At 66.5% G+C, this 20601-nt stretch carries 12 protein-coding genes and 1 pseudogene; 2 read left to right on the top strand and 11 right to left on the bottom strand.

The window, feature by feature from the left end; translation table 11 throughout:
• Nucleotides 1-33: 33 nt before the first annotated feature.
• The 10 genes from addA to ubiE form a co-directional block, all read right to left on the bottom strand.
• A complete protein-coding gene (gene addA / locus MTR72_RS13915) occupies nt 34-3543 on the bottom strand; it encodes a double-strand break repair helicase AddA (RefSeq protein WP_341510419.1) in 3510 nt (1169 codons plus the stop codon).
• Complete coding sequence (gene addB, locus MTR72_RS13920) at nt 3537-6683, bottom strand: double-strand break repair protein AddB (protein ID WP_280967416.1); 3147 nt, start codon at nt 6681-6683, stop codon at nt 3537-3539. The genes addA and addB overlap by 7 nt, the downstream gene beginning before the upstream one ends.
• A 250-nt stretch (nt 6684-6933) precedes the next feature.
• Nucleotides 6934-7656: a nucleotidyltransferase family protein gene (locus MTR72_RS13925; RefSeq protein ID WP_280967415.1), complete on the bottom strand. Its 723-nt coding sequence runs from the start codon at nt 7654-7656 to the stop codon at nt 6934-6936.
• Nucleotides 7657-7780: 124 nt separating this feature from the next.
• Nucleotides 7781-8101, bottom strand: coding sequence for a PilZ domain-containing protein (locus MTR72_RS13930; RefSeq protein ID WP_280967414.1), 321 nt, complete (start codon nt 8099-8101; stop codon nt 7781-7783).
• Between the two features lie 89 nt (nt 8102-8190).
• On the bottom strand, nt 8191-9714 hold the full coding sequence (gene tsaE, locus MTR72_RS13935) for a tRNA (adenosine(37)-N6)-threonylcarbamoyltransferase complex ATPase subunit type 1 TsaE (RefSeq protein ID WP_280967413.1): 1524 nt from the start codon (nt 9712-9714) through the stop codon (nt 8191-8193).
• Complete coding sequence (locus MTR72_RS13940) at nt 9711-12215, bottom strand: sensor histidine kinase (RefSeq protein WP_280967412.1); 2505 nt, start codon at nt 12213-12215, stop codon at nt 9711-9713. The genes tsaE and MTR72_RS13940 overlap by 4 nt, the downstream gene beginning before the upstream one ends.
• Before the next feature lie 193 nt (nt 12216-12408).
• A complete protein-coding gene (gene dut / locus MTR72_RS13945; protein ID WP_280967411.1) occupies nt 12409-12867 on the bottom strand; it encodes a dUTP diphosphatase in 459 nt (152 codons plus the stop codon).
• Nucleotides 12864-14303 carry a bifunctional phosphopantothenoylcysteine decarboxylase/phosphopantothenate--cysteine ligase CoaBC gene (coaBC, locus tag MTR72_RS13950; protein WP_280967410.1) on the bottom strand — a complete coding sequence of 480 codons (1440 nt, stop codon included), beginning with the start codon at nt 14301-14303 and terminating at the stop codon, nt 12864-12866. The genes dut and coaBC overlap by 4 nt, the downstream gene beginning before the upstream one ends.
• Nucleotides 14304-14382: 79 nt before the next feature.
• Nucleotides 14383-15957: a 2-polyprenylphenol 6-hydroxylase gene (gene ubiB, locus MTR72_RS13955; RefSeq protein ID WP_280967409.1), complete on the bottom strand. Its 1575-nt coding sequence runs from the start codon at nt 15955-15957 to the stop codon at nt 14383-14385.
• Nucleotides 15954-16715: a bifunctional demethylmenaquinone methyltransferase/2-methoxy-6-polyprenyl-1,4-benzoquinol methylase UbiE gene (gene ubiE, locus MTR72_RS13960; RefSeq protein WP_280967408.1), complete on the bottom strand. Its 762-nt coding sequence runs from the start codon at nt 16713-16715 to the stop codon at nt 15954-15956. Before ubiE ends, ubiB begins: the two co-directional genes overlap by 4 nt.
• A gap of 81 nt (nt 16716-16796) precedes the next feature.
• Here ubiE and mutM point away from each other — a divergent pair, with 81 nt between their 5' ends.
• Nucleotides 16797-17678 carry a bifunctional DNA-formamidopyrimidine glycosylase/DNA-(apurinic or apyrimidinic site) lyase gene (mutM, locus tag MTR72_RS13965; RefSeq protein WP_280967407.1) on the top strand — a complete coding sequence of 294 codons (882 nt, stop codon included), beginning with the start codon at nt 16797-16799 and terminating at the stop codon, nt 17676-17678.
• 262 nt (nt 17679-17940) lie between these two features.
• Here mutM and MTR72_RS13970 read toward each other — a convergent pair whose 3' ends face one another.
• Entirely contained in the window at nt 17941-18684 is a 744-nt protein-coding gene (locus tag MTR72_RS13970) for a ParA family protein (protein ID WP_280967406.1), read from the bottom strand.
• A gap of 239 nt (nt 18685-18923) precedes the next feature.
• Here MTR72_RS13970 and ggt point away from each other — a divergent pair.
• Nucleotides 18924-20601, top strand: a pseudogene (ggt, locus tag MTR72_RS13975) (gamma-glutamyltransferase).

Here is a 20601-nt window from a genome sequence, read left to right on the forward strand (position 1 = left end):
ACGTGGAATCGCGCCCGGGATCATGGCGTCAACCTATGAACGGCCCCTTGCCGGGTCAAGGATGCTCACGCCGACATGAAGGGATGCCAGCGCCGCGTCCAGCGCGGGGGCTGAAATCTCCATGTATTCAAGAGCCTCGGTCCAGAGCAGGACGGCACGGATCGGCGTCTGGGGATAAAGCCGGGCGAGCACCGCCCGGTACAGCGCGAGCTGCCGGACATAGGCCGCCGGCGCCTCAGCGGCGCTCTTGGGCGCCGCTTGATTGGTCTTGAAATCGACGATCAGAACCTCGTTCGGGCCGACGACAAGCCGGTCGATTTGCCCGGACACCAGCGCCGGCGGCCGGCCGGGCCGCTCCAGCCGGCCGGCGATGGCCACCTCCGCCCGGCTGCCGGCGGCAAAGACCGGTGCGAAGCGCGGCTCGGCAATCAAGGCGAGCACCTTGTCGGCCAGTGCGGCGCGGTCAGCCTCCGTCCAATCCGCCGCGTTCCGTGTCATGAAGCCAAGCGCGGCTTCGCGCCGGCGCTCAGTGGCGATGTCGGGGAGGGATTGCAAGAGACGGTGCACCAGCGTGCCGCGCTGCAGCGCCAGCGCACGGGACTGGACCGATTCGCCGGTCCGAACCGCGCGGCCTTCGTCGGCGGCCTGCCCGGACGGGCGCACCGCATCGTCGTCGAGGATTTCGCGCGGCGCCGGCGTCTGTAGCCACGCCGGCAGCGCGATCGCCTGGTCCACCGAGGTCGCGGGCGTTCCCAGCGCCGCGACATCTTCAGGCCGGGCGAAGCGGGTCACCTTGCCTAGCGGCGTCTCGACCGTTTGCTTCTCCAGGCCGGAGCCGGTGAGCCCCGTGTCGATCAGGTCGTACCAACTCAGCTTGCGGACCGTTTTCATGTTGCCGGGCATGCAGCCGCCGACGATCAGCCGGCCGGCCGCTCGCGTCATCGCGACATAGAGCAGGCGGCGATATTCGTCCTCGGTCTCCTCGAGCATGGCTTTGCGCGCATCGACGACCGGCTCCGGATCATCCGCCTTGCGGCCGGCCCAAACCACCACCTCGCGGCCATTTCCGCGCGGCACATGGATCAGACGCAGGCGCTGCGTGTCCGCGGGCGAGGACGTCGTGTCGACCATGAACACGACCGAGGCCTCCAGGCCCTTGGCGCCGTGCACGGTCATCACCCGCACCTCGTCGCGCGAGATCTCCATGTCGCGCTTCACCTCGGTATCGGCCGAGCGCAGCCAGGCCATGAAGCCCTGCAGCGAGGCCGGCGCCTTGCGCTCATAGTTCAGCGCGAGCTCCAGAAATTCGTCGAGCGCGTCGTTGGCCTCGTGGCCGAGCCGCCGCAGGATGCGCGCGCGGCCGCCGTCGCCGCCGAGCAGCCAGGCATAGAAGGCGAACGGCGTCTCGTCGCGCGCGCGCGCCTCGCAGGCTTCCAAGCGCCGCAGCGCCGCGTTGAACTTGTCATGTGTTGCAGCGTGCTCGCCGAGTGCGCGGCGCAACGATCCCTTGCGCTCCCAGGCGAGCGTAAAGAGGTCGTCCTCGTCGAGCCCGAACAGCGGGCTCTTGAGCGCCACCGCGAGCGCGAGATCGTCCTGCGGCAGCAGCAGCGCATCGGCGAGGTTCATCAAATCGATGATCGCGATGTGCTCGGTGAGCTTGAGCCGGTCGGCGCCGGCGACTGGAATATTGGCGTGCTTCAATGCCTGGATGACGGCGTCGAAAGCGTTGCCGCGTCGGCGCACCAGGATCAGCATATCGCCATAGCGCAGCGGCCGGCGTTCGCCTTCGTGTCCGGTCAGCGTGCCGCTCTCGACCAGTCGCTTGATCTCGGCCTGGATGCGGCGGGCGAGCTTGACTTCGGGACTGGTGACGGAGACGCCATCGAACGGCGCGCGCCAGCCTTCGATATCCTGGCGGTCGTCGGCCTCGGCGAGGTCCCAGAGCTCGATCACGCTCGGACCTGCATCGGCGAGCGCATTGTGCAGGGGATGGCCGATCTCGAGCGCATGGATGCTTTTGTAGATCTCCGGCGCGCGGAAGACGTGGTCGACCGAGTGGAGGATCGTTGCACCCGAGCGGAACGAATAGGTGAAGGCGACCGGATCGAACTTCAGCCCCGCGGCGGTGAACTTGCGGTGCAGCTCGCGCCGGCGCGCATCAAATTCGTGGGGTGCGGCCCCCTGGAACGAAAAGATCGACTGCTTCTCGTCGCCGACGGCGAAGATGGTGCGGTTCAGACCTTCGCGCGCGCCTTCGCCGGCGGTGAACTCGGAGATAATGTGCGCGACGATGTCCCATTGCCGCGGGCTCGTGTCCTGGGCCTCGTCGATCAGCACATGGTCGACGCCGCGGTCGAGCTTGTAATGCACCCAACCCGAGGTGACGCGGTTCAGCATGGCCAGCGTCTTGTCGATCAGGTCGTCATAGTCGAGCAGCCCGCGCTCCTGCTTCTCGCGCCGGTAGTTCGCTGCAGCAGCGGTCGCGATGTGCAAGAGGGCCTCGGTGCGATCGCGGACGGTGACCGCGCGGCGCTTCTCGATCAGCCCGCCAAGGCGTTGCGCCTCGGCCTCGAACAGGCGCGCGACGGAGGGATTGTGATCGCAAAACTTCTTGGTCAACACCGCCTTGCGCGGCAACTTGTCGTCGGTGAGGAACACGCCGAGATAGGCGTCGACCTGCGTGCTGCCGGAGAATACCTTTGCCTCGCGAAGACGGCCGGCTTGATCGTTGTCGGATTTGCTGCCGTCCTCCAGCGCAAACGCGATGTCGTCCCAGCGCGATCGCGGCAGGAACGGACCATCGAGAATCTCCTGCTCGATGTCCTCGATGCGGTCGGCGGCACCGACGCCGAGCGCCGCCGCCATCTGCGCGGCCGCGGCTTGGGCGCTGCCGGCTTCGTCGGTCCAGGCCATGAAATGGTCGCGGCTGAGACAGGCTTCGCGCACGACCTCCTTGAAGGTGACATCGGCGGCGTTCGCCATCGCGGTCAGCAGCGCGCGGCCGGTGACGCTCTCCGGATCGCGCGCGGCCTCCAGCAGCACCTTCAGATTGGCACGCTCCATCATGTCGGTCTGGTCGCGCTCATCGATCACGGCGAAGCGCGCCGGCACATTGGCCTCGAACGGAAACTGCTGGAGCAGGCGCGTGCACAGCGCGTGGATGGTCTGCACCTTCAGCCCGCCCGGCGTCTCCAGTGCGCAGGCGAACAGCTTTCGCGCTTCGCGGCGCAGCTTCGCGTTGGGGTAGGGGATGCCGGCCGCGCGGATTGCCTCGTCGAGCGCGGCATCGTCCAGCGTCACCCAATGGCCGAGCGTGGTGAACACGCGCTCGGCCATGTTGGCGGCAGCCGCCTTGGTGAAGGTGATGCAGAGGATCTTTTCCGGCGGCACGCCCGACAGCAACAGGCGGATCACACGCTGGACCAGCACATGTGTCTTGCCAGAACCGGCATTGGCCGACACGAAGGCCGAGGCGGTCGGGTCCGACGCGCGTGCTTGCGTCGCGCGCACCGCGTCGGGAATGGGACGCGGCGCCTTCACCATTCTTCGATTCCCAATCCGCCGGCCGCCGACCATTCCTTGATCCGGGCGAGGTCGTCATAAGCGCCGTAGCGGTTGGTCCACATCGGCAGGTTCAGCGAGGTGTAGGGCTGGTTCTCGTCCTCGAAGGCGCGGATCAGCGCCTCGAGCTTCACCCTCGCCTCGGCGGCCGCGGTGTCCGGTGGCTGCGGCGTGTCGCTTTGCTTGATCTTGAGCTCGAGGATGCGCTCCTCGCCCGGTGGATTGTTGCCGCTGAGGCGGACATAGACGAGTTGGCTCACCGAGGCGCCCGCGTCGATGTCGGGGAAGCCGCCCTCCCGCAGGATCGCCGCTTCCAGCGTGAGCTGCGGCGACAGGCCCATGCGGACCTGCTTTGCGGTCGGCGGCTGGCCGGTCTTGTAGTCGAGGATAGCATAGCTGCCGCCTTGCCGCCGCTCGATGCGGTCGGCGCGGGCGGAGAGGCGGAAGCTGCGTTCATTGTCGAGGAGAATCGAGATCTCACCATGGGTCTCCGCGGTGATCGCCTCGATCACATTGCGGCGCGCGGTCTCCCATTCGCCGAACCAGCGCGCGATGCGCTGGAAGCGCGGCCACCACAGCGCGCGCGCTTCGGGTCGCTCCATCAACGGCGCAAAATGCTTTTCGCCGATCGCGTGCAGCACGCGGGCGGGGTCGTCGGGCAGGTGTGCTGCATAGGTTTCGGTGAACTCGCCGAGCGCATCGTGGATCGCCGAGCCGCGGTCGGCGGCCGAGAGCGGCATGTCGACGGGATCGAGCGCGTCGAGCCGCAGAATGTGTCTGGCGTAGATCGTGTAGGGGTCGCGCAGCCAGTCTTCGATCGCGGTGACCGACAGTTTGAGCGGCCGCGCGGCGCGCGGCGGCCGCGGCTCCGGCTGCTTGATCGGCTTGACCATTTCGGGTTGGTCCAGCGCGCCCGCGAACTGCACGTACTTCTCGCCGGCGCGTTTCGCGACCTTCCAGTGCGCATCGCCCGCGACGGCTTCCAGCCGGTGCAGGAAGCGCGAGGCCACCGCCGGCGCGCCACCGGTCTTGGCGGAATGGGTGAGGATGACTTCGTCCGCGCCGAGTAGCTGCGCAAAGTCATGGGCGGAGAGGCCGATGCGCCGCTCCGGAAGATCGAGGCCGAGCTCGTGCCGCATCGGCCGGCTCAGCCAGGGATCGATACGTGGCGCCGGCGGCCAGACGCCCTCGATCAGTCCGCCGATGATGACGCGATCAGCCTGCATCAAGCGCGATTCCAGCGGGCCGTAAATCTGGAGTCGCGCGCCCGGCTTGTCCGGACGGCGTACCGCGCGGTCGCCGAACGCGGTCTGGAACACATCCGCATAGTCCGGCATAGGCACCATCAATCCACTCGTCGTTCCGCCGCGCAGCAGATCATCGAAGGCGGCGGCGAGCGCGAAACCGTCGCGCTCCTCGAAGGCGAGCGGAATGCCCTGCTCGTCGCGCGACAGCCCGATCAGGATCTCGCGATGCCGATGCGCCAGCTCGGCGAAGTCGTACGGCCTTGCTGGTACCAGACTTTCGATCGGCGCCAACGCAGTTTGCAGGGCCGCGATCAGCGCCTGGATGCGATCGAGATCCTCGGCCTTGAGACGCGCCCGGAGTTCCGCGGGGTGCAGCGACGAGACCTCGCTCTGCCACAGCTTTGCGAGCTCCTCGCGAAAGCGGTTGAATTCGCGGGTTAGGCCCGCCGTTCCCGCTGGCGGTCGCGTCCCGCGCAGCGCCGCAAGCTCCAGGCCCTCGATGGCCGCCTTCCACTGGCCCGGTGCACGGCCAAGCCGGCACAGCGGATGCTTGAGCAGCGCCAGCAGCGTCGGCGGCTCCAATCCCTTCGTGGTCGCTTCGGCCGCGAGGCGCGCAAATATGCCGGCGGAGGTTTCCATCAGCACATCGCCGCCGGAATCATCAAAGGCGAGATCCCACCGGGTGAGTGCGGCCATCACCCGTCGTGCCAGCGCGCGGTCCGGCGTCACCAGCGCCGCCGACTTGCCGAGGTGGCGCGCCTCGCGCATCGCGATGGCGATCGCGAGCGCTTCCATCTCGGGGTTGGGCGCCTCGACGACGGCGACGTTCGTCATGCCGGCGGCGATTTTTGCGGCGACATCGGGCTGTTTTAACCGGTCGTGCCAGATCTCGGTCTTGGCGGATGGCCGCATCGATTCGGATGCCAGGAGATCGCGGCCGCCTTCCGCTGCCGGCCGGAGGATGTCGACATCGCTGCGCTTGATGCCGAACCGCTGCAACAAGGCGTGCATGGCATATTGCGGATGGTTCGACGCCGGATGCTCAGCGAACTTGCCGAGTGCATCGCGGACGCCACCAATGGTCCGCCAGGCGTCCTCGTCGAGATCAGTGTCGAGTCCGGGCAATACCACTGCGCCATGCGGCAGCGAAGCGACGGCATGCAGGAATTTTGCGGTGGCCGGCATCGAGCCCGTCGAGCCGGCTGCGATTACGGGCCCGCGCGGATGCGCGGTCAGCCGCTTCGCTTCCGCGGCGATCAGAAGATCGCGCCGCGCCGCGGGTTCGATCCTGTTGATTTCAGCGAGGTGACTTGGCCAGGCGATGCGCGCGATGCGCAGGAATTCGAGCGAGTGCTGCCAATATTGGTCGAGCTGGTCCGGCACGAGTCCGTCGAGCGCGCTCCAGTCGACGCCGCGCGTCACCATGTCGTCGATCAAGCGCGCCAGATCGCCGGCGAGCGCAAGCGTCGAAGCCGGACCTCCGACCACCAGCGGAGCCAGCACCGGGCCCTTGGCCCAGGCCGCGACCAGCCGCGCCAGCGTCAGCCGCCGTTCGAGCTCGCCCAGTCGCGGCGGAATGTCGAGCGGCGCCGCGGCCGAAAACTGCTCGGCTTCGTCGGCGAAGGCGAGCTCATCCTCGTCGATATCGCCGAGCGCGACGATGCGCGGCAGCACCGCCGCGTCAGCCGTCATCTCGTCGAGGAAGATCTCGCGGACGACGCGCATCGCGCGCCGGGTCGGCAGGTACAGCGTGGCGTCCGCAAGCCGCGCCGGCTGCTTCCGCGCCTCGAATCCCTCGACCAGCCGGCCGTCGAGCAGAGCTGACACGACCGTGCGCAGGAATGGAACTGAGACGGGGACACTGAAAACGCGCATGAGCTGCCTGATTCGGAATCAGGCGCCAATATAGGGAGAGAGCCTCAAATGGTCATGCGTGCGGGCGAGGTGTTCCCCGTTGTTCGCAGCATCTCGTAGGATGGGCGACTCTGGCGCCTTTCTCACCGCTGTCATCATCCGCGAAAGCGGATGATGAAGTGTTCCAGAGACGCCGGAGATTCCATGGAGAGGCCGCGGCGTACCTGGATGCCCCGCCTGCGCGGGGCATGACAACGTCCGTGATGGTGGCCTACGCCACGCTCTCCAGAAACGCCTCTTCCGCGGCGTGCACGGCGTCGGGCGTGCCGACATGCATCCAGACGCCGTCGAGCCGCAGTCCGAACAGCCGCTCCTGCTCGTTGGCACGATCGAACATTTTCGTCAGCGAGAATTCGCCCTTCGGCGCGCCGGCGAAGATCGACGGCGACAGGATCGCTGCGCCCGCATAGACGAACGGAACGACCTCTTTTTCCTTGCGCTTGCGCAGGGCGCCGTCGGGCAGCATGCCGTAGTCGCCGCGGCCGCTGTAACCGATGCTGGTGGCGGTCGGCGCCATCAAGAGCAGGATGTCCATCCTTGCGGGATCGAAGTTTTCGGCAAGCCGCGCCAGGTTCGAGCGCACGCCGTCGATCCACAGCGTGTCGGAATTGACGTGGAAAAACGGCGCATCACCGAGCAGCGGCAGCGCCTTGACCACGCCGCCGCCGGTGCCGAGCACCTGGTCGCGTTCGTCGGAAATGGTCACGCGCGGATGCTGGCGGCCCGCGACGTGGTTGACGATCTGGTCCGGCAAATAGTGCACGTTGACCACCGCCTCGGCCACGCCGGCCTGATCGAGCTTGTCGAGCACATGATCGAGCAGGGGCTGTCCGGCCACCGACACTAGCGGCTTCGGCATCCTGTCCGTCAGGGGGCGCATGCGCAGGCCAAGCCCTGCGGCGAGCACCATGGCTTTCGTCGGTTTGACGGACATTCCTGGCTTTCCCAGACTCTCGAAATTCGCGGTCGCAGCAATCCTATCACGGAGCGTAGCCGACCGTATGGTTCATCGACCGCCTTAATCACCCGACGTGACGTTTGTACGACGAGTGTTGCCGTCACGCGCCGACGGATGTGGAACGTGCCCTTTTCTTCTTGTCGCCCAATTTGAGGAAATTGACGCCGATCTGATCGCCATTCACCCAAGCAAGTTCGCAGCGTCGGTATGCAAGTCCGGTGGACGATAACAGCAGAAAGAATTCCTTGAGGTGCAAGCCTTCGACGGAGCCCTCGATGGTCAGCTTGGCGCCGGTCTCGGAGACGTCCTCCATGGTGCAGTCACGCCGCCAGGTGCCGTCGATACCCATCATGTGGGCCGGAATCCCGCGCTCGAAAACAACCCGGTTGTTGTTCCCGCGCTGATCCGTCTTCACCGCCATCTATCCTGCTCCAGCCCCGTGGTTATCCGGCTGCCTCGCCGCCACAATACTGGCGTCTTGGCTAACAGCCGGTAAATCGGGACCCCGCGTCAGGATTGGGGAGGCGGGACGTTGGCGAGGTACCAGTCGCGCAAATGCGCCAGCGCGGGATGGGCCAGCGAGCGCTGCAGGTAGGTCCAGATCCGCGGCTGGTGACGCAGGTAATGCGGCTTGCCGTCGCGGCGGTTGAGCCGCGCAAAGGTGCCGAGCAGGCGCGTGTTCCGCTGCGCCGACATGATGGCGTAGAGTTCGGCGAAGCCGGCGGGATCGAAGCTCGTATCCTGGGTGCGGCGCGCCTTGATGTAGCGCGACAGCAGCGTCAGCTCGAGGCTTTCGGGCACGTCGATCCGGGCGTCCTGAAGCAGCGACACGACATCGTAGGACTGCGGTCCCAGCACGGTGTCCTGGAAATCGATCACCCCGACGCGCGCGATGCCGTCGCGGTCGGCAAGCCAGATCATGTTGGGCGAATGGAAGTCGCGCAGCACCCAGGTCTTCGGCGCGGCCATCGGCTTCTGCAGCAGCTCGCGCCACATCGCGACGAATTCGGCGCGAGCCTCGTCACTGAGCGGAGCGTTGCGGTCGGGCAGATACCATTCCGGCATCAATCCGATTTCGATCAGCAGCGCGTCGGTATCGAAGACCGGAATGGCGTAGGTCGTATCTCCTGCTAGCGGCAGCGTCTCCGGCAGAATCTTGGCATGCAGCACAGCCAGCAGGTCGGTCGCGACTTCGTACCGCTCAACGATCGGCCGCGGCGGATCGCCTTCGATCACGCCCTTGCTGCCAAAATCTTCGGTGATCAGGAAGCCGTGGTCGAGGTCGGCGTGGTGGATTGCGGGCGCGGAGATGCCCTGCGCGCGCAGGCCCTCGTCGATGGCAACGAAGGGCTTGACGTTCTCGGCGAGATGCACCGCAGCGCTATAGGACTTTCCGTTGTAGATCGCGGCACCATCCGGCCGCTGCGGAAAGTTCATGAGGATGACGATTCCGTCGTCGCGCAGCAGCCGCGCGTAGGAGCGGGTCGAGGCGTCGCCGGCCATCCGCCGTCGCGTCGCGTCGATATAGCCGGACGCGTCGAGGAATTCGCGCAGCGCCTTCAGCCGCGCGACTTGGGCTGAGCCCTTGCCGTAGCCGGTGATGTCGGCGGCGCGGGCGGTCGAGCCCAGCGCCGGCCGGTGCGTCAGCACTATCTCGATGCGATCCTCAGGCATCGCCGAGGGCGCGCGCTCCGGCCACTCGATCAGCACGAGCGTGCCTTCCGGCAGCGGCGACAGCCCGATTTCCTCGAGCTCGCTCTCGTCCTCCACGCGATAGAGATCGGCATGGAGCACCGGGAAAGGCGACAGCTCATAGCTCTGCACCAGTGTGAAGGTCGGGCTCGGCACTTCCAGCGCTTCGTCGTCGGCGAGATAGCGGATCATGGCGCGCGCGGCCGCGGTCTTGCCGGCGCCGAGATCGCCGTAGAGCGCGATGAGGTCGCCCGGACCAACCAGCAGCGCGAGATCGGCCATCAGCTTTGCGGTGGCCGCCTCGTTGGCAAGCGCGACGGAGAATGTGGTCGGCGCGGTCATTCGGCGGCGTCGCGATGCGCCGCCTGGTCGGTCGGGAAGTCGCAGATCACGACCGTGCCCTTGCCGACGATCGAATCCACCCGCACCTTGCCGCCATGCAGCTCGACGAAGGAGCGCACCAGTGACAGCCCCAGCCCGGCGCCGCGGTGACGCGAGCCCTGCGAGCGGCTTTCGAACCAGTTGAACACCTTGTCCTTCATGTCGGCAGGTATTCCAGGCCCAGAATCTGTCACAGTGAAGACCACGCTGCGCTCGGTGCGTCGCGCGCTGATGCCGACGGCCGAATCCTGGGGAGAAAACCCGACGGCGTTGGCGAGCAGGTTATAGAGCACCTGCACCACGCGCTTCTCGTCGCCGATAAAGCTGCCGATATCGGGCGCGATCTCGACCTTGAGGCGGATGCGGTCGGTGGCGAGCCGGTCCTGGATGCCTTCGGCGGCTAGCTCAATGGTCTTGCTGACGTCCACCGGGCCGAGCTCCAGCTTCATGGCGCCGGCGTCGATGGTGGCAAGATCGAGGATGTTGTTGGTCAGCGCGAGCAGCGCGTTGGTCGATTTGGTGACGTAGTCGAGATATTCGGCCTGTTTCGGCGTCAGCGGCCCGGTCGAGGGATCGCTGAGGAAATGCGCGAAGCCGATGATGGTGGTGAGCGGCGCCCGCAGCTCGTAGGAGACGTGGTGGACGAAATCCACCTTCATCTGGTCGGCCGCCTCCAGCGCCTCGTTGCGTTCGCGCAGGGCACGCTCGACGTTCTCGGTGTCGGTGATGTCCTGGAAGGTCAGCATGGTCGCCCCGTCCGGCAGCGGCCGGATCATGCCGTCCAGCACGCTGCCGTCCTTTCGCTCCAGCTTCAGCGGTACGTCGAGGCGGTTCTCGATCGAGGTGATGGCCTCGCGGATCTGCCGCCAGACGAAGGGGTCGTCGAATAATTGGTGGCACCAGCCTTCGACCGTCTGGATATGCGGCGCCTCGCGCAGCGCCTCGCTCGACAGCTTCCACATCCTGGCAAAGGCCGGGTTGAATAGCTGCGCCTTGCCGTTGCTGCCGAACACCGCCACGCCCTCGGCGAGGCTGTCCAGCGTCTCGCGCTGGACGCGGATCAGGCCATCGAAGCGGCGGGCGAGATCGAGGCTCTCGGTGACGTCGTCGAACAGATAAGTGACCCCGCCTTCCGGGTTCGGCGTGGTGACGACGGACAGCGCGCGCCCGTCAGGCAGGAACCAGGTGTCCTTTGCGGTTTCGACCGCGCGATAAGCCTCGTGCAGCTTGGCCTTCCAGGCGCGGAAGTCCGGCTGCTCCGGCAATTTGCGCGCGGCACGAAGCTGGTCGAGCACGCTGGAATCGTCGGGATTGCTGTCGAGGAACGTGCGGTCGAGGTCCCACAGGCGCCGATAGGAGTCATTGTAGAAGGCGAGGCGTCGCTGGCCGTCGAACACGGCAACGCCCGAGGAGAGCTGATTGAGCGTGCGGCGATGCGCTTCCGCCATCCGGACCAGCGCCGAGCTCAGCGCATCCGCTTCGCTGGCGTCTATAGCAACCCCGACACTGCCGCCGCCGACATTGACGGCGTGCACGTCGTAGATGCGGCGCTCACCGCCGATCACGATCGGCAGCCGCGAGGCGAAGTGAGCGGCCTCCTTCAGGCTCCGCTCCATGGCGGTGCGGTCGGCGCTGTCGAGCAGCTCGAGCTTGCGCGCCTGGGCGTCGATGATGCTCGTCGCCTCTGTCGCGCGCACATAGGCAGCATTGGCGTAGGCCAGCGCGCCGTTCTCGGCTTTGGCCCAGATCGGCCACGGGGCCGCCGCGGCGAAGCCGCGCAGCATCTCGGTCTCGTCGAGCAGCGCCTTGTGGCGCAGGCTGGTCTCGGCCAGTTCGCGTCGCAGGCCCGACAGTTCACGAATCCTGACAATGGCCTGGCCGCCGATGGCGCGGCCGATGGCCTCGAGCGTGTGACCGTTGGCGGTGGTCAGAGTGAGCTGGAACCCGTCGCCATGGTCGCGCAGCGCGTCGACCGCACGGTCCATCCACAGCGCCGGTTCTGGCGGCAGCCAGGTTCCGAAAGCGAGCACGCGCTGCGGCGAGGCGTCGCGCGGCATCACCATGGAGATGTCGCCCGAGATTTGCGCGCGGCTGTCGCCGGCCGGCCAGGAGATCAGGATCTGCGGCTCGGCAAACAGCAACGCACTCAAGCGGTCGGCCTGGAGCTGCAGTTCGCCGATTCGCGCGCGCAGCCGCGCCTCGTTCTTTGCCGTGCGCACGCGCGTGCGCATCAACAGGATCGCGGCCACGACCGAGAAGCCGAGCAGAGACAGCGCGGTGGTCAGCACCGCGACTTCCTGCCGGTTGAAGTCGAGCAACGTAGAGAGGGCGTCGACGAGGTCGGCGGCCTGAGCAGGCGCTGCCGGCAGCAACGCCGCCAGCGCACTTCCCATAAGGCCGTTGCGCGCCAGCGATGTGCACGACAACAGCGTCCGACGCATCGACACGATCACGCCTGACATAATTGCCCCAAGACCGCACGAATTTACGCGCGACGACTTTCCCCCGCCGCACGCGAATCAAACGACAATATCCTCATCGTGACTCGACCGGTAAGAGTCCAGATCGTGAACGCAAGGGCGGCCCCACAAAAATGCCGGTCAGGCGGTTCCAGCCCATGTCATTCTGCGGTGGTTCGGCTGGAATTGCCGTACGTTAGCGGCCGGTCGAGCCGAAACCACCGGCGCCGCGATCGGTCGCCGACAGCGCAGCGACAGGAACCAGTGCGGCCTGCACCACGGGTGCGATCACCATTTGCGCGATGCGCTCGCCGCGTTTGACCACGAAGGGCGCGTCGCCGTGGTTGATCAGGATAACCTTGATCTCGCCGCGATAGTCCGCGTCGATCGTTCCCGGCGAGTTCAGCACGGTGACGCCGTGCTTGGCGGCGAGCCCGGAGCGCGGCCGCACCTGGGCCTCGTGTCCGGGCGGCAAGGCGATCGCCAGTCCCGTCGGCACCAGCGCATGTTTGCCGGGTGCCAGCGTCAGGGGCCCATCCTCGGGAACCGCCGCCATCAGGTCGAGGCCGGCGGCTTCAGGGGTCTGATAGGCCGGCAGCGGCAGGCCGTCGGCATGGGCCAAGCGTTGCAGTTCGACTGTGATTTTCGTGCTCAAGACGCGGGCTCCAGGGATTTGTCGGCCACGCTCTTTGCGACATGTGCGATCAATTCGGTGGCGACTTGTTCCTTGGTCATCACCGGCCAGGAATCAACTGCGATCTCGCCGTCTTTGCGGCTGATGAGGTGAACGGTGTTGCGATCGCCTCCCATCACGCCGGTCGCAGGCGAGACGTCGTTGGCCACGATCCAGTCGCAGCCCTTGCGCTCGAGCTTGCTCTTGGCGTTATCGATGAGATGCTCGGTTTCGGCGGCAAAGCCGATGACGAGCGGCGGGCGCTTGTCTGTCAGTTTCGAAATCGTGGCGAGGATGTCGGGGTTCTCGACGAGCTGGAGCGGCGGCATGCCTGCCGGTGTCTTCTTCAGCTTCTGCTCGCCTTCATTGGCAACCCGCCAGTCGGCGACGGCCGCCGCGAAGATCGCGATGTCGACCGGAAGCGAGGCCTGGACATGCTCCAGCATCTGCCGCGCCGATTCGACATGCTTGACCGCAACTCCGTCGGGATCGTCGAGGTCGACCGGGCCGCTCACCAAAATGACCTCGGCGCCCGCAGCCTGTGCGGCCGCCGCGATGGCAAAGCCCTGCTTGCCGGAGGAGCGGTTGGCGATGTAGCGCACCGGATCGATCGGCTCATGCGTGGGACCGGCGGTAATCAGCACGCGCTTGCCGGCGAGCGGGCGTGGCACCGGCGGACGCAGCATGCGCTCGACGGCGGATGCGATCTCGATCGCCTCCGACATGCGGCCGACGCCGGCTTCGCCGGCTTCGGCCATCTCGCCGGAATTCGGCCCGATCAGCACCACGCCGTCGCGCTGGAGCTGCGCGACGTTGCGCCGCGTCGCCGCGTTGTTCCACATCAACGGATTCATCGCCGGCGCGAGCAGAATCTTCCGGTTGGTGGCGAGCAGGATGGCGCTGGCAAGATCATCGGCATGGCCGCCTGCCATCTTGGCCATCAGATCGGCCGTGGCCGGTGCCACCACGATCAGATCGCAATCGCGCGCCAGCCGGATATGGCCGGCATCGAACTCGCTCTGCGGGTCGAACAGGTCGGTGTAGACGCGCTCATGCGAGAGCGCGCCCACCGCAAGCGGCGTCACGAACTGCTGCGCCGCCTTCGTGAGCACGCACCGGACCTCGATGCGCCGCTCCTTAAGCCGGCGGATCAGATCGAGCGATTTATAGGCCGCGATCCCGCCGCCGATGATCAGGGTGACGCTGGCCTCGGGAAGCGCGCTGGTGCGCTGGGATGCCGGGGCTGGAGCGGCATCGGGTGGTGCCGCCAATGGCGTCAGCGGCTCCTCGCGGCCCTCGATCAGCTCGCGCAGGATAACCCGGACCTCTTCCTCGACCGATCTGCGGTTCTTGGCCGAGCGCAGGCGCAAATAGGTTTTGACGTTCTCGTCGAGCTTGCGGATGGTCAGGCTTGCCATGACGCCCTCCAGCACGGAATGATAGCGATGCTATCACCCGAATGATAGCGATGCTATCACCCACATGATTGCAGTGCAATCATAGATTCCGGACCGCGATCAGGATGCCGATGAAGGTCGCCGCGATGATCCAGAGCGCCACAGTGCGCCAGCGGTTCTTGCGGCCCTCGCTGCGGCCCATCGCCGCGATGCTTTCCGGCGACAGCCGCAGGCCCTCCCGCGTCATGGTCTCGAGCTGCTCCAGCACTTTGGCCGAGCGGGCGGCGATGTCGGGCAGATTCGCCAGCACACGGGCGAGGTCGCCGGTCCCGGCGAGCGCGCCCTGCACCCGGCCGATTGGGCCGAGATTGCGCTGGATCCATTCGCGCACCACGGGGTCGGCGGTCTTCCAGATGTCGAGCCTGGGATCGAAGCCGCGCGCCACGCCCTCGACCACCACCATGGTTTTCTGCAGCAGAATCAGTTCGGGCCGGGTGCGCATGTCGAACAGGCCGGTGACCTCGAGCAGCAGCGTAAGCAGCCGCGCCATCGAGATTTCCTCGGCGGTACGGTTGTGGATCGGCTCGCCGATGGCACGGATCGCCTGCGCGAAATTCTCCACCGAGTGATGCGCGGGCACATAGCCCGCCTCGAAATGCACCTCTGCCACGCGGCGATAGTCGCGGGTGATGAAGCCGAGCAGGATCTCGGCGAGGAAGCGTCGCTCCTTCAGCCCGAGCCGGCCCATGATGCCGAAATCGACCGCGACGAGACGGCCCGTATCGTCCAGGAACAGGTTGCCTGGATGCATGTCGGCGTGGAAGAAGCCGTCGCGCAGCGCGTGACGCAGGAAGCTCTGGATGATCTTGCGGCCGAGATCGGGCAGGTCGACCTGTGCCTCCTGCAAGCGGGCGTGATCGTTCAGCGCGATGCCGTCGATCCACTCCATCGTCAGCACGTTATGCGTGGTGCGGTCCCAGTCGACCGCAGGCACGCGGAAGTCGGGATCGTCGCGCGTGTTCTCCGCCATCTCCGACAACGCAGCCGCTTCCAGCCGCAGGTCCATCTCCATGGCGACCGCGCGGGACATGGTGTTGATGACCTCGACGAGGCGCAAGCGCCGCGCTTCGGCCGAGTAGGCTTCGGCCTTGTGCGCGACGAAGAAGAAATCGGAGAGGTCGCGGCGGAAGCGCCCGGCCACATTGGGCCGCAGCACCTTGATCGCGACCGGCTTGCGGATACCGTCGCGCAACACCTCGCCGCGATGCACCTGCGCGATCGAGGCGGCCGCGACCGGCTGACCGAAGCTTGCGAACACATCCTTGAGCGGACGCTCCAGCGAGGTCACGATGGCGGCCTCGGCGTCCTCTTGCCGAAACGGCGGCAGGCGATCCTGGAGGCTTTCAAGATCGCGCGCGATGTTGACGCCGACGACGTCGGGGCGCGTTGCCAGGAATTGCCCGAGCTTGAGATAGGCCGGGCCCATCCGCGTCAACGCGCGCGACACGCGCGGCCCGTGCTTGGGGCCGCGCCGCTCGATGAGGCGCGCGAGCTTCAGCGCAAGCTGCCCGGGCGGCGGGACCAGGCTCGGATCGACGGAACCGAACACGCCCTCGCGCGCGAACACGAACGCGGCGCGCATCAGGCGCGCAATGTGGGGGATGGCAGAGATCACAAACGCCAGCCCGAATGCAGTGCGACGATGCCGCCGGACAAGGTTTGCCAGCTCACCCGGGCGAAGCCGGCATCACGGATCATGTCGGCGAAGGCGTTGGGCTTCGGAAACTTGCGGATCGATTCGACGAGATAGCGATAGGACTCGGCGTCGCCCGTCACCATGCGGCCGAGCGGCGGGATCACCTTGAACGAGAACAGGTCATAGAGCCGGTCGAGCCCGGGCACCTCGACGGTGGAAAACTCCAGGCACAGAAAACGGCTGCCGGGCTTCAGCACGCGATAGGCCTCGCGCAAGGCGAGATCGATCCGCGGCACGTTGCGGATGCCGAAAGCAATCGTATATGCGTCGAAGTTGCGATCGGCAAAGGCGAGGGCTTCGGCATTGCCTTCGACGAAGTCGATCTGGGTCTCCAGATGCTGCTTGGCGGCGCGCTCGCGTCCCACGGCCAGCATGTCGGCGTTTATGTCGCAGACGGTGGCGTGGAAGCCGGGGCCCGCCGCCTTGGCGGCGCGGAAGGAAATGTCGCCGGTGCCGCCGGCGACGTCGAGCAGCGCGAACGGCCGGTCGCCCCTCGGCGGATCGAGCGTGTTGATCATGATGTCTTTCCAGACCCGATGCAGGCCGCCCGACATCAGGTCGTTCATCAGGTCGTAACGCGACGCCACGCTGTGAAACACATCGTTCACCAGCGTCTGCTTGTCCCCTAGCGGGACGTCCCTGAAGCCAAAATGCGTGGTATCGCCCGGCCGATCCATTACTCTACTCCGCGAGGCGGACCATAGCGCGGCCGCCGCAATGGCGCTATCACACTGCCCTCGTAAGGTGAATGCCTGACCATGCCTGAATTGCCCGAAGTCGAGACCGTCCGCCGCGGCCTCCAGCCCGTCATGGAGGGTGCCAAGATCTTGAGTGCGGAGGCCCGCCGCGCCGACTTGCGCTTTCCCTTTCAGCCGGATTTCGTGGCCCGGCTCCGAGGGCAGGTCGTCACCGGGCTCGGCCGCCGCGCAAAATATCTCATGGCCGATCTCGTCTCCGGCGATGTGCTGCTGATGCATCTGGGCATGTCGGGCTCATTCCGTGTCATCAAGCCCGACAACGACGTGGCGCCTGGCGAGTTTCACTATCCGCGCGGCAAGGACACCACGCACGACCACGTGCTGTTTCGGATGTCCTCCGGCGCCGACGTCGTCTTCAACGATCCGCGCCGCTTCGGTTACATGAAAGTGATTGCGCGCAACGCGCTCGACGAGGAGCCGTTGCTGCGCGGACTCGGCCCCGAGCCGCTCGGCAATGAATTCGATGCTGCGATGCTGGCGCGGTCCTGCGCAGGCAAGACCACGAGCCTGAAGGCTGCGCTGCTCGACCAGCGCGTGGTGGCGGGACTCGGCAACATCTATGTCTGCGAGGCGCTGCATCGCTCGCATCTGTCGCCGCGGCGGATCGCCGCCACGCTCGCGACCAAAAAGGGCGAGCCGAGCGATCATGCCAAGCGGCTGGTCGGCGCGATCCACACCGTGTTGAACGATGCGATCAAGGCCGGCGGCTCGTCGCTGCGCGATCATCGCCAGACCTCAGGCGAGCTCGGCTATTTCCAGCACTCGTTCAAGGTCTATGACCGCGAAGGCGGCGTCTGCAAGACGCCCGGTTGCGGCGGCACGGTCGAGCGTTTCACCCAGAACGGCCGTTCGACCTTCTGGTGTCCGAAATGTCAGAAATGAGGATCGGACTTGCGGCCGAAAGGCCGTGAGCGTGACGAGCTCACCACGGACGTCATTGCGAGCGCAGCGAGACAATCCAGACTGTCACCGCGGAAAGATTCTGGATTGCTTCGCTGCGCTCGCAATGACGGGATGGATGGAGCTTCCGAGAAACGAAGCGAAGTAATCCGGCCGGGCTGGTGGCCGGATTGCTTCGCCGCTTGGGTGCTTCGCGACCGGATAGCGAAGCGCGCCCGGCCGGCGTCTCGAGCGATCGCCCCGCTCAGGACGCCAGTGTCGTCTCGCTCGATGAGAGCTCGGTGACGGCGACGTGCAGCATTCCGTCCGCCTCCGGAATGACCTGGTCGATCAGAGGATTGGTCGCAGCCGAAAGCTCGAGCCGGGTCTCGATCCAGCGCCATAGCCCGCGGATCTCGTCCGCCGACTTGCCGTTCGGTGCGAACTCGCTGACGGCAAGGCCGGCCGCGAGCGAATCCTGGTGGTCGTTGCGCATCACGATCAGCGGGCGTGCGAGCACGTCGGCGAGGTCGAGCGCCGCTTCGTCGGCAAGCCTGTTGGCCGCATTGTCGATGCGCTGGCCGCGGATCGGGGTCTGGTTCAGGACGAAGCCAAAGGGCCGCTTCCAGGCGCGCGCGACGCTCAGCGTCGAGGCGGTGGCCTCGATGTCGGCGACGCTCGGGCGCGCCGGGATCAGGCAGAGATCGCAATGGCGGATCGCGGCGGTGGTCGCGGCGCTGAGGCCCGCCGCGGTATCGACGATCGCAAGCTGGAGGCCGCTGCCAGCCAGCATCTGCAGGCGCGGCGCGATGTCGGCAGCGTGATAGATCGGCTCGACGACGGGATCCGCATCGCCGCGGCGGCGCTGCCAGCTCGACAGGGTGCCCTGCGGGTCGGTCTCGATCAGGCGGACGGTGAAGCCGGCATGCCTGGCTGCCAGCGCAAGGCCGATGGCAAGCGTGCTCTTGCCGCTGCCACCCTTTTGGGTGGCCAGTACGATCGTGTGCATGGAAATTGCTTCCTTTGGAGTGCTTGGGTCTGGATACGCCACGCGAACGTGCATCGCTTCTCGATGCTGAGCGCTTCTTGCTCAGGACGTGCCCAGCCCGATCCAAAGGGGATCGCGGATGTCCGAATCAACGCCAGCGATGATGACGGAATCGGGAATGCCAGCTAATCCGTACCAATACTGGACCCGTAGTCCCACGTATGATGTCCTCGCCGCTGCGAACAAGAGGGACGAGCGGCATGAGCACCAATTGGCGGGACCGGACGGCAACCACCTTTGAATGCCAGAAAATGCCGGCGGTTTCGAGCCGCGGCATGGTGGTCAGCAACCATCCGCTGGCCTCCAGCGCCGGCGCCGAGATGCTGGCTGCCGGTGGCAACGCCATCGATGCCGCGATCGCGACGCTGTTCACGCTGACCGTGGTCGAGCCGATGATGGTCGGTATCATCGGCGGCGGCATGGCCCATATTCGCCTCGCCGACGGCAGCCATCGGTTCATCGACGGTCAGAGCACGGTGCCCTTAGCGGTGCGCGAAGACACCTACGTGTCCAAGCCCGGCTCAGCGCATGATGTGTTCGACACCGTCGGCAATGAGAATCTCAACGGCCCGAAGGCGGTTGCGGTGCCGGGCTCGCTGAAGGCCTGGTGCGAGACGCTGCGCCGGTTCGGCACCATGCCGCTCGCCGATGTCATGCAGCCCGCGATCAAGCACGCCGCGCGCGGCTATGCGGCGACGCCCTACCTGCACGAATGCATCAGCGAGAGCGCGGCCGAGATGCGCAAGGACAAGCCGATCGCCGCGATCTTCCTGCCGAACGGTGAGCCCTTGAAAGTCGGCGAACGCGTGGTGCAGGCCGAATATGCCGAGACGCTGCGCACCATCGCCGACCACGGCGAGAAGGCGCTCTACGAGGGGCCGCTCGGCGAGATCCTCGTCGACTACATGGAGGAGGCTGGCGGCTTCATCCGGCGCGCCGACCTGACCCATTACAGGACCGTCGAGCGGCAGCCGATCCGCGCCGATTATCGCGGCTGGGCCATCTTTGGGCCGCCGCCGCCCGCGGCCTCCGGCGTGCATATCGCGCAAATGCTGAACATCCTGGAGGGTTACGACCTCGGCGGTCTCGGCTTCGGAACACCCGAGACCATTCACTACCTCGCTGAAGTCCTGAAGATCGCGTTCGCCGATCGCGCCGCGGCCAGCGGCGATCCCGATTATGTTGGCGTGCCCGTGGAGCGGCTCACGTCAAAGGCCTATGCCGAGGAGCGCCGCCAAGCCATCGATCCGGCGGGCGCAGGCGTGGGGCGCCGGTGTGTCGCCGCTCGAAGGCGCGCACACCACGCACATGACGGCGGCGGACTCGTTCGGCAACGTGGTCGCGACCACGCAGACCATTAACAACCTGTTCGGCGCGAAGATCCTGATCCCGGGCCTCGGGGCCATCGCCAACAACTACATGAACCTGTTCGATCCGCGTCCCGGCCACGCGCTGTCGCTGGCGCCGGGCAAGCGCGTCACCACCTCGATGTCGCCGATGATGGCGTTGCACGATGGCAAGCTGCGTTATGCGCTCGGCCTGCCCGGCGGCAAGCGCATCTTCCCGAGTGCGATGCAGGCGCTGGTCAACCTGATTGACCACGGCATGAGCTTGCAGGAGGCGGTCGAGGCGCCGCGCGTGTGGACCGAGGGCAATGCGCTGGAGCTCGAGCAGGCAGTGCCCGAGAGCGTGCGCGCGAAGCTCGCGAGCCTCGGCCACAGGATCGACGTCGTCGCGACGGTGGCCGGCGGCATGAACGGCATCGCCTTCCACGAGGACGGCACCATGACTGGCGCCGCCTGCTGGCGCGCCGACGGCACGCCGGTCGGGATATCCGGCGGACTCGCGCGTGGCGGCGTACGGTTCAGGTTGAGCTGA

Origin of the sequence: Bradyrhizobium sp. ISRA442, from assembly GCF_038085055.1 — a bacterium.
Lineage (GTDB): Bacteria > Pseudomonadota > Alphaproteobacteria > Rhizobiales > Xanthobacteraceae > Bradyrhizobium.

Bases quoted from the DNA above. Each gene is read 5' to 3' on its own strand.
- addA (WP_341510419.1), bottom strand. From the start codon at position 3,543: ATGGTGAAGGCGCCGCGTCCCATTCCCGACGCGGTGCGCGCGACGCAA.
- addB (WP_280967416.1), bottom strand. From the start codon at position 6,683: ATGCGCGTTTTCAGTGTCCCCGTCTCAGTTCCATTCCTGCGCACGGTC.
- MTR72_RS13925 (WP_280967415.1), bottom strand. From the start codon at position 7,656: ATGTCCGTCAAACCGACGAAAGCCATGGTGCTCGCCGCAGGGCTTGGC.
- MTR72_RS13930 (WP_280967414.1), bottom strand. From the start codon at position 8,101: ATGGCGGTGAAGACGGATCAGCGCGGGAACAACAACCGGGTTGTTTTC.
- tsaE (WP_280967413.1), bottom strand. From the start codon at position 9,714: ATGACCGCGCCGACCACATTCTCCGTCGCGCTTGCCAACGAGGCGGCC.
- MTR72_RS13940 (WP_280967412.1), bottom strand. From the start codon at position 12,215: ATGTCAGGCGTGATCGTGTCGATGCGTCGGACGCTGTTGTCGTGCACA.
- coaBC (WP_280967410.1), bottom strand. From the start codon at position 14,303: ATGGCAAGCCTGACCATCCGCAAGCTCGACGAGAACGTCAAAACCTAT.
- ubiE (WP_280967408.1), bottom strand. From the start codon at position 16,715: ATGGATCGGCCGGGCGATACCACGCATTTTGGCTTCAGGGACGTCCCG.
- mutM (WP_280967407.1), top strand. From the start codon at position 16,797: ATGCCTGAATTGCCCGAAGTCGAGACCGTCCGCCGCGGCCTCCAGCCC.
- MTR72_RS13970 (WP_280967406.1), bottom strand. From the start codon at position 18,684: ATGCACACGATCGTACTGGCCACCCAAAAGGGTGGCAGCGGCAAGAGC.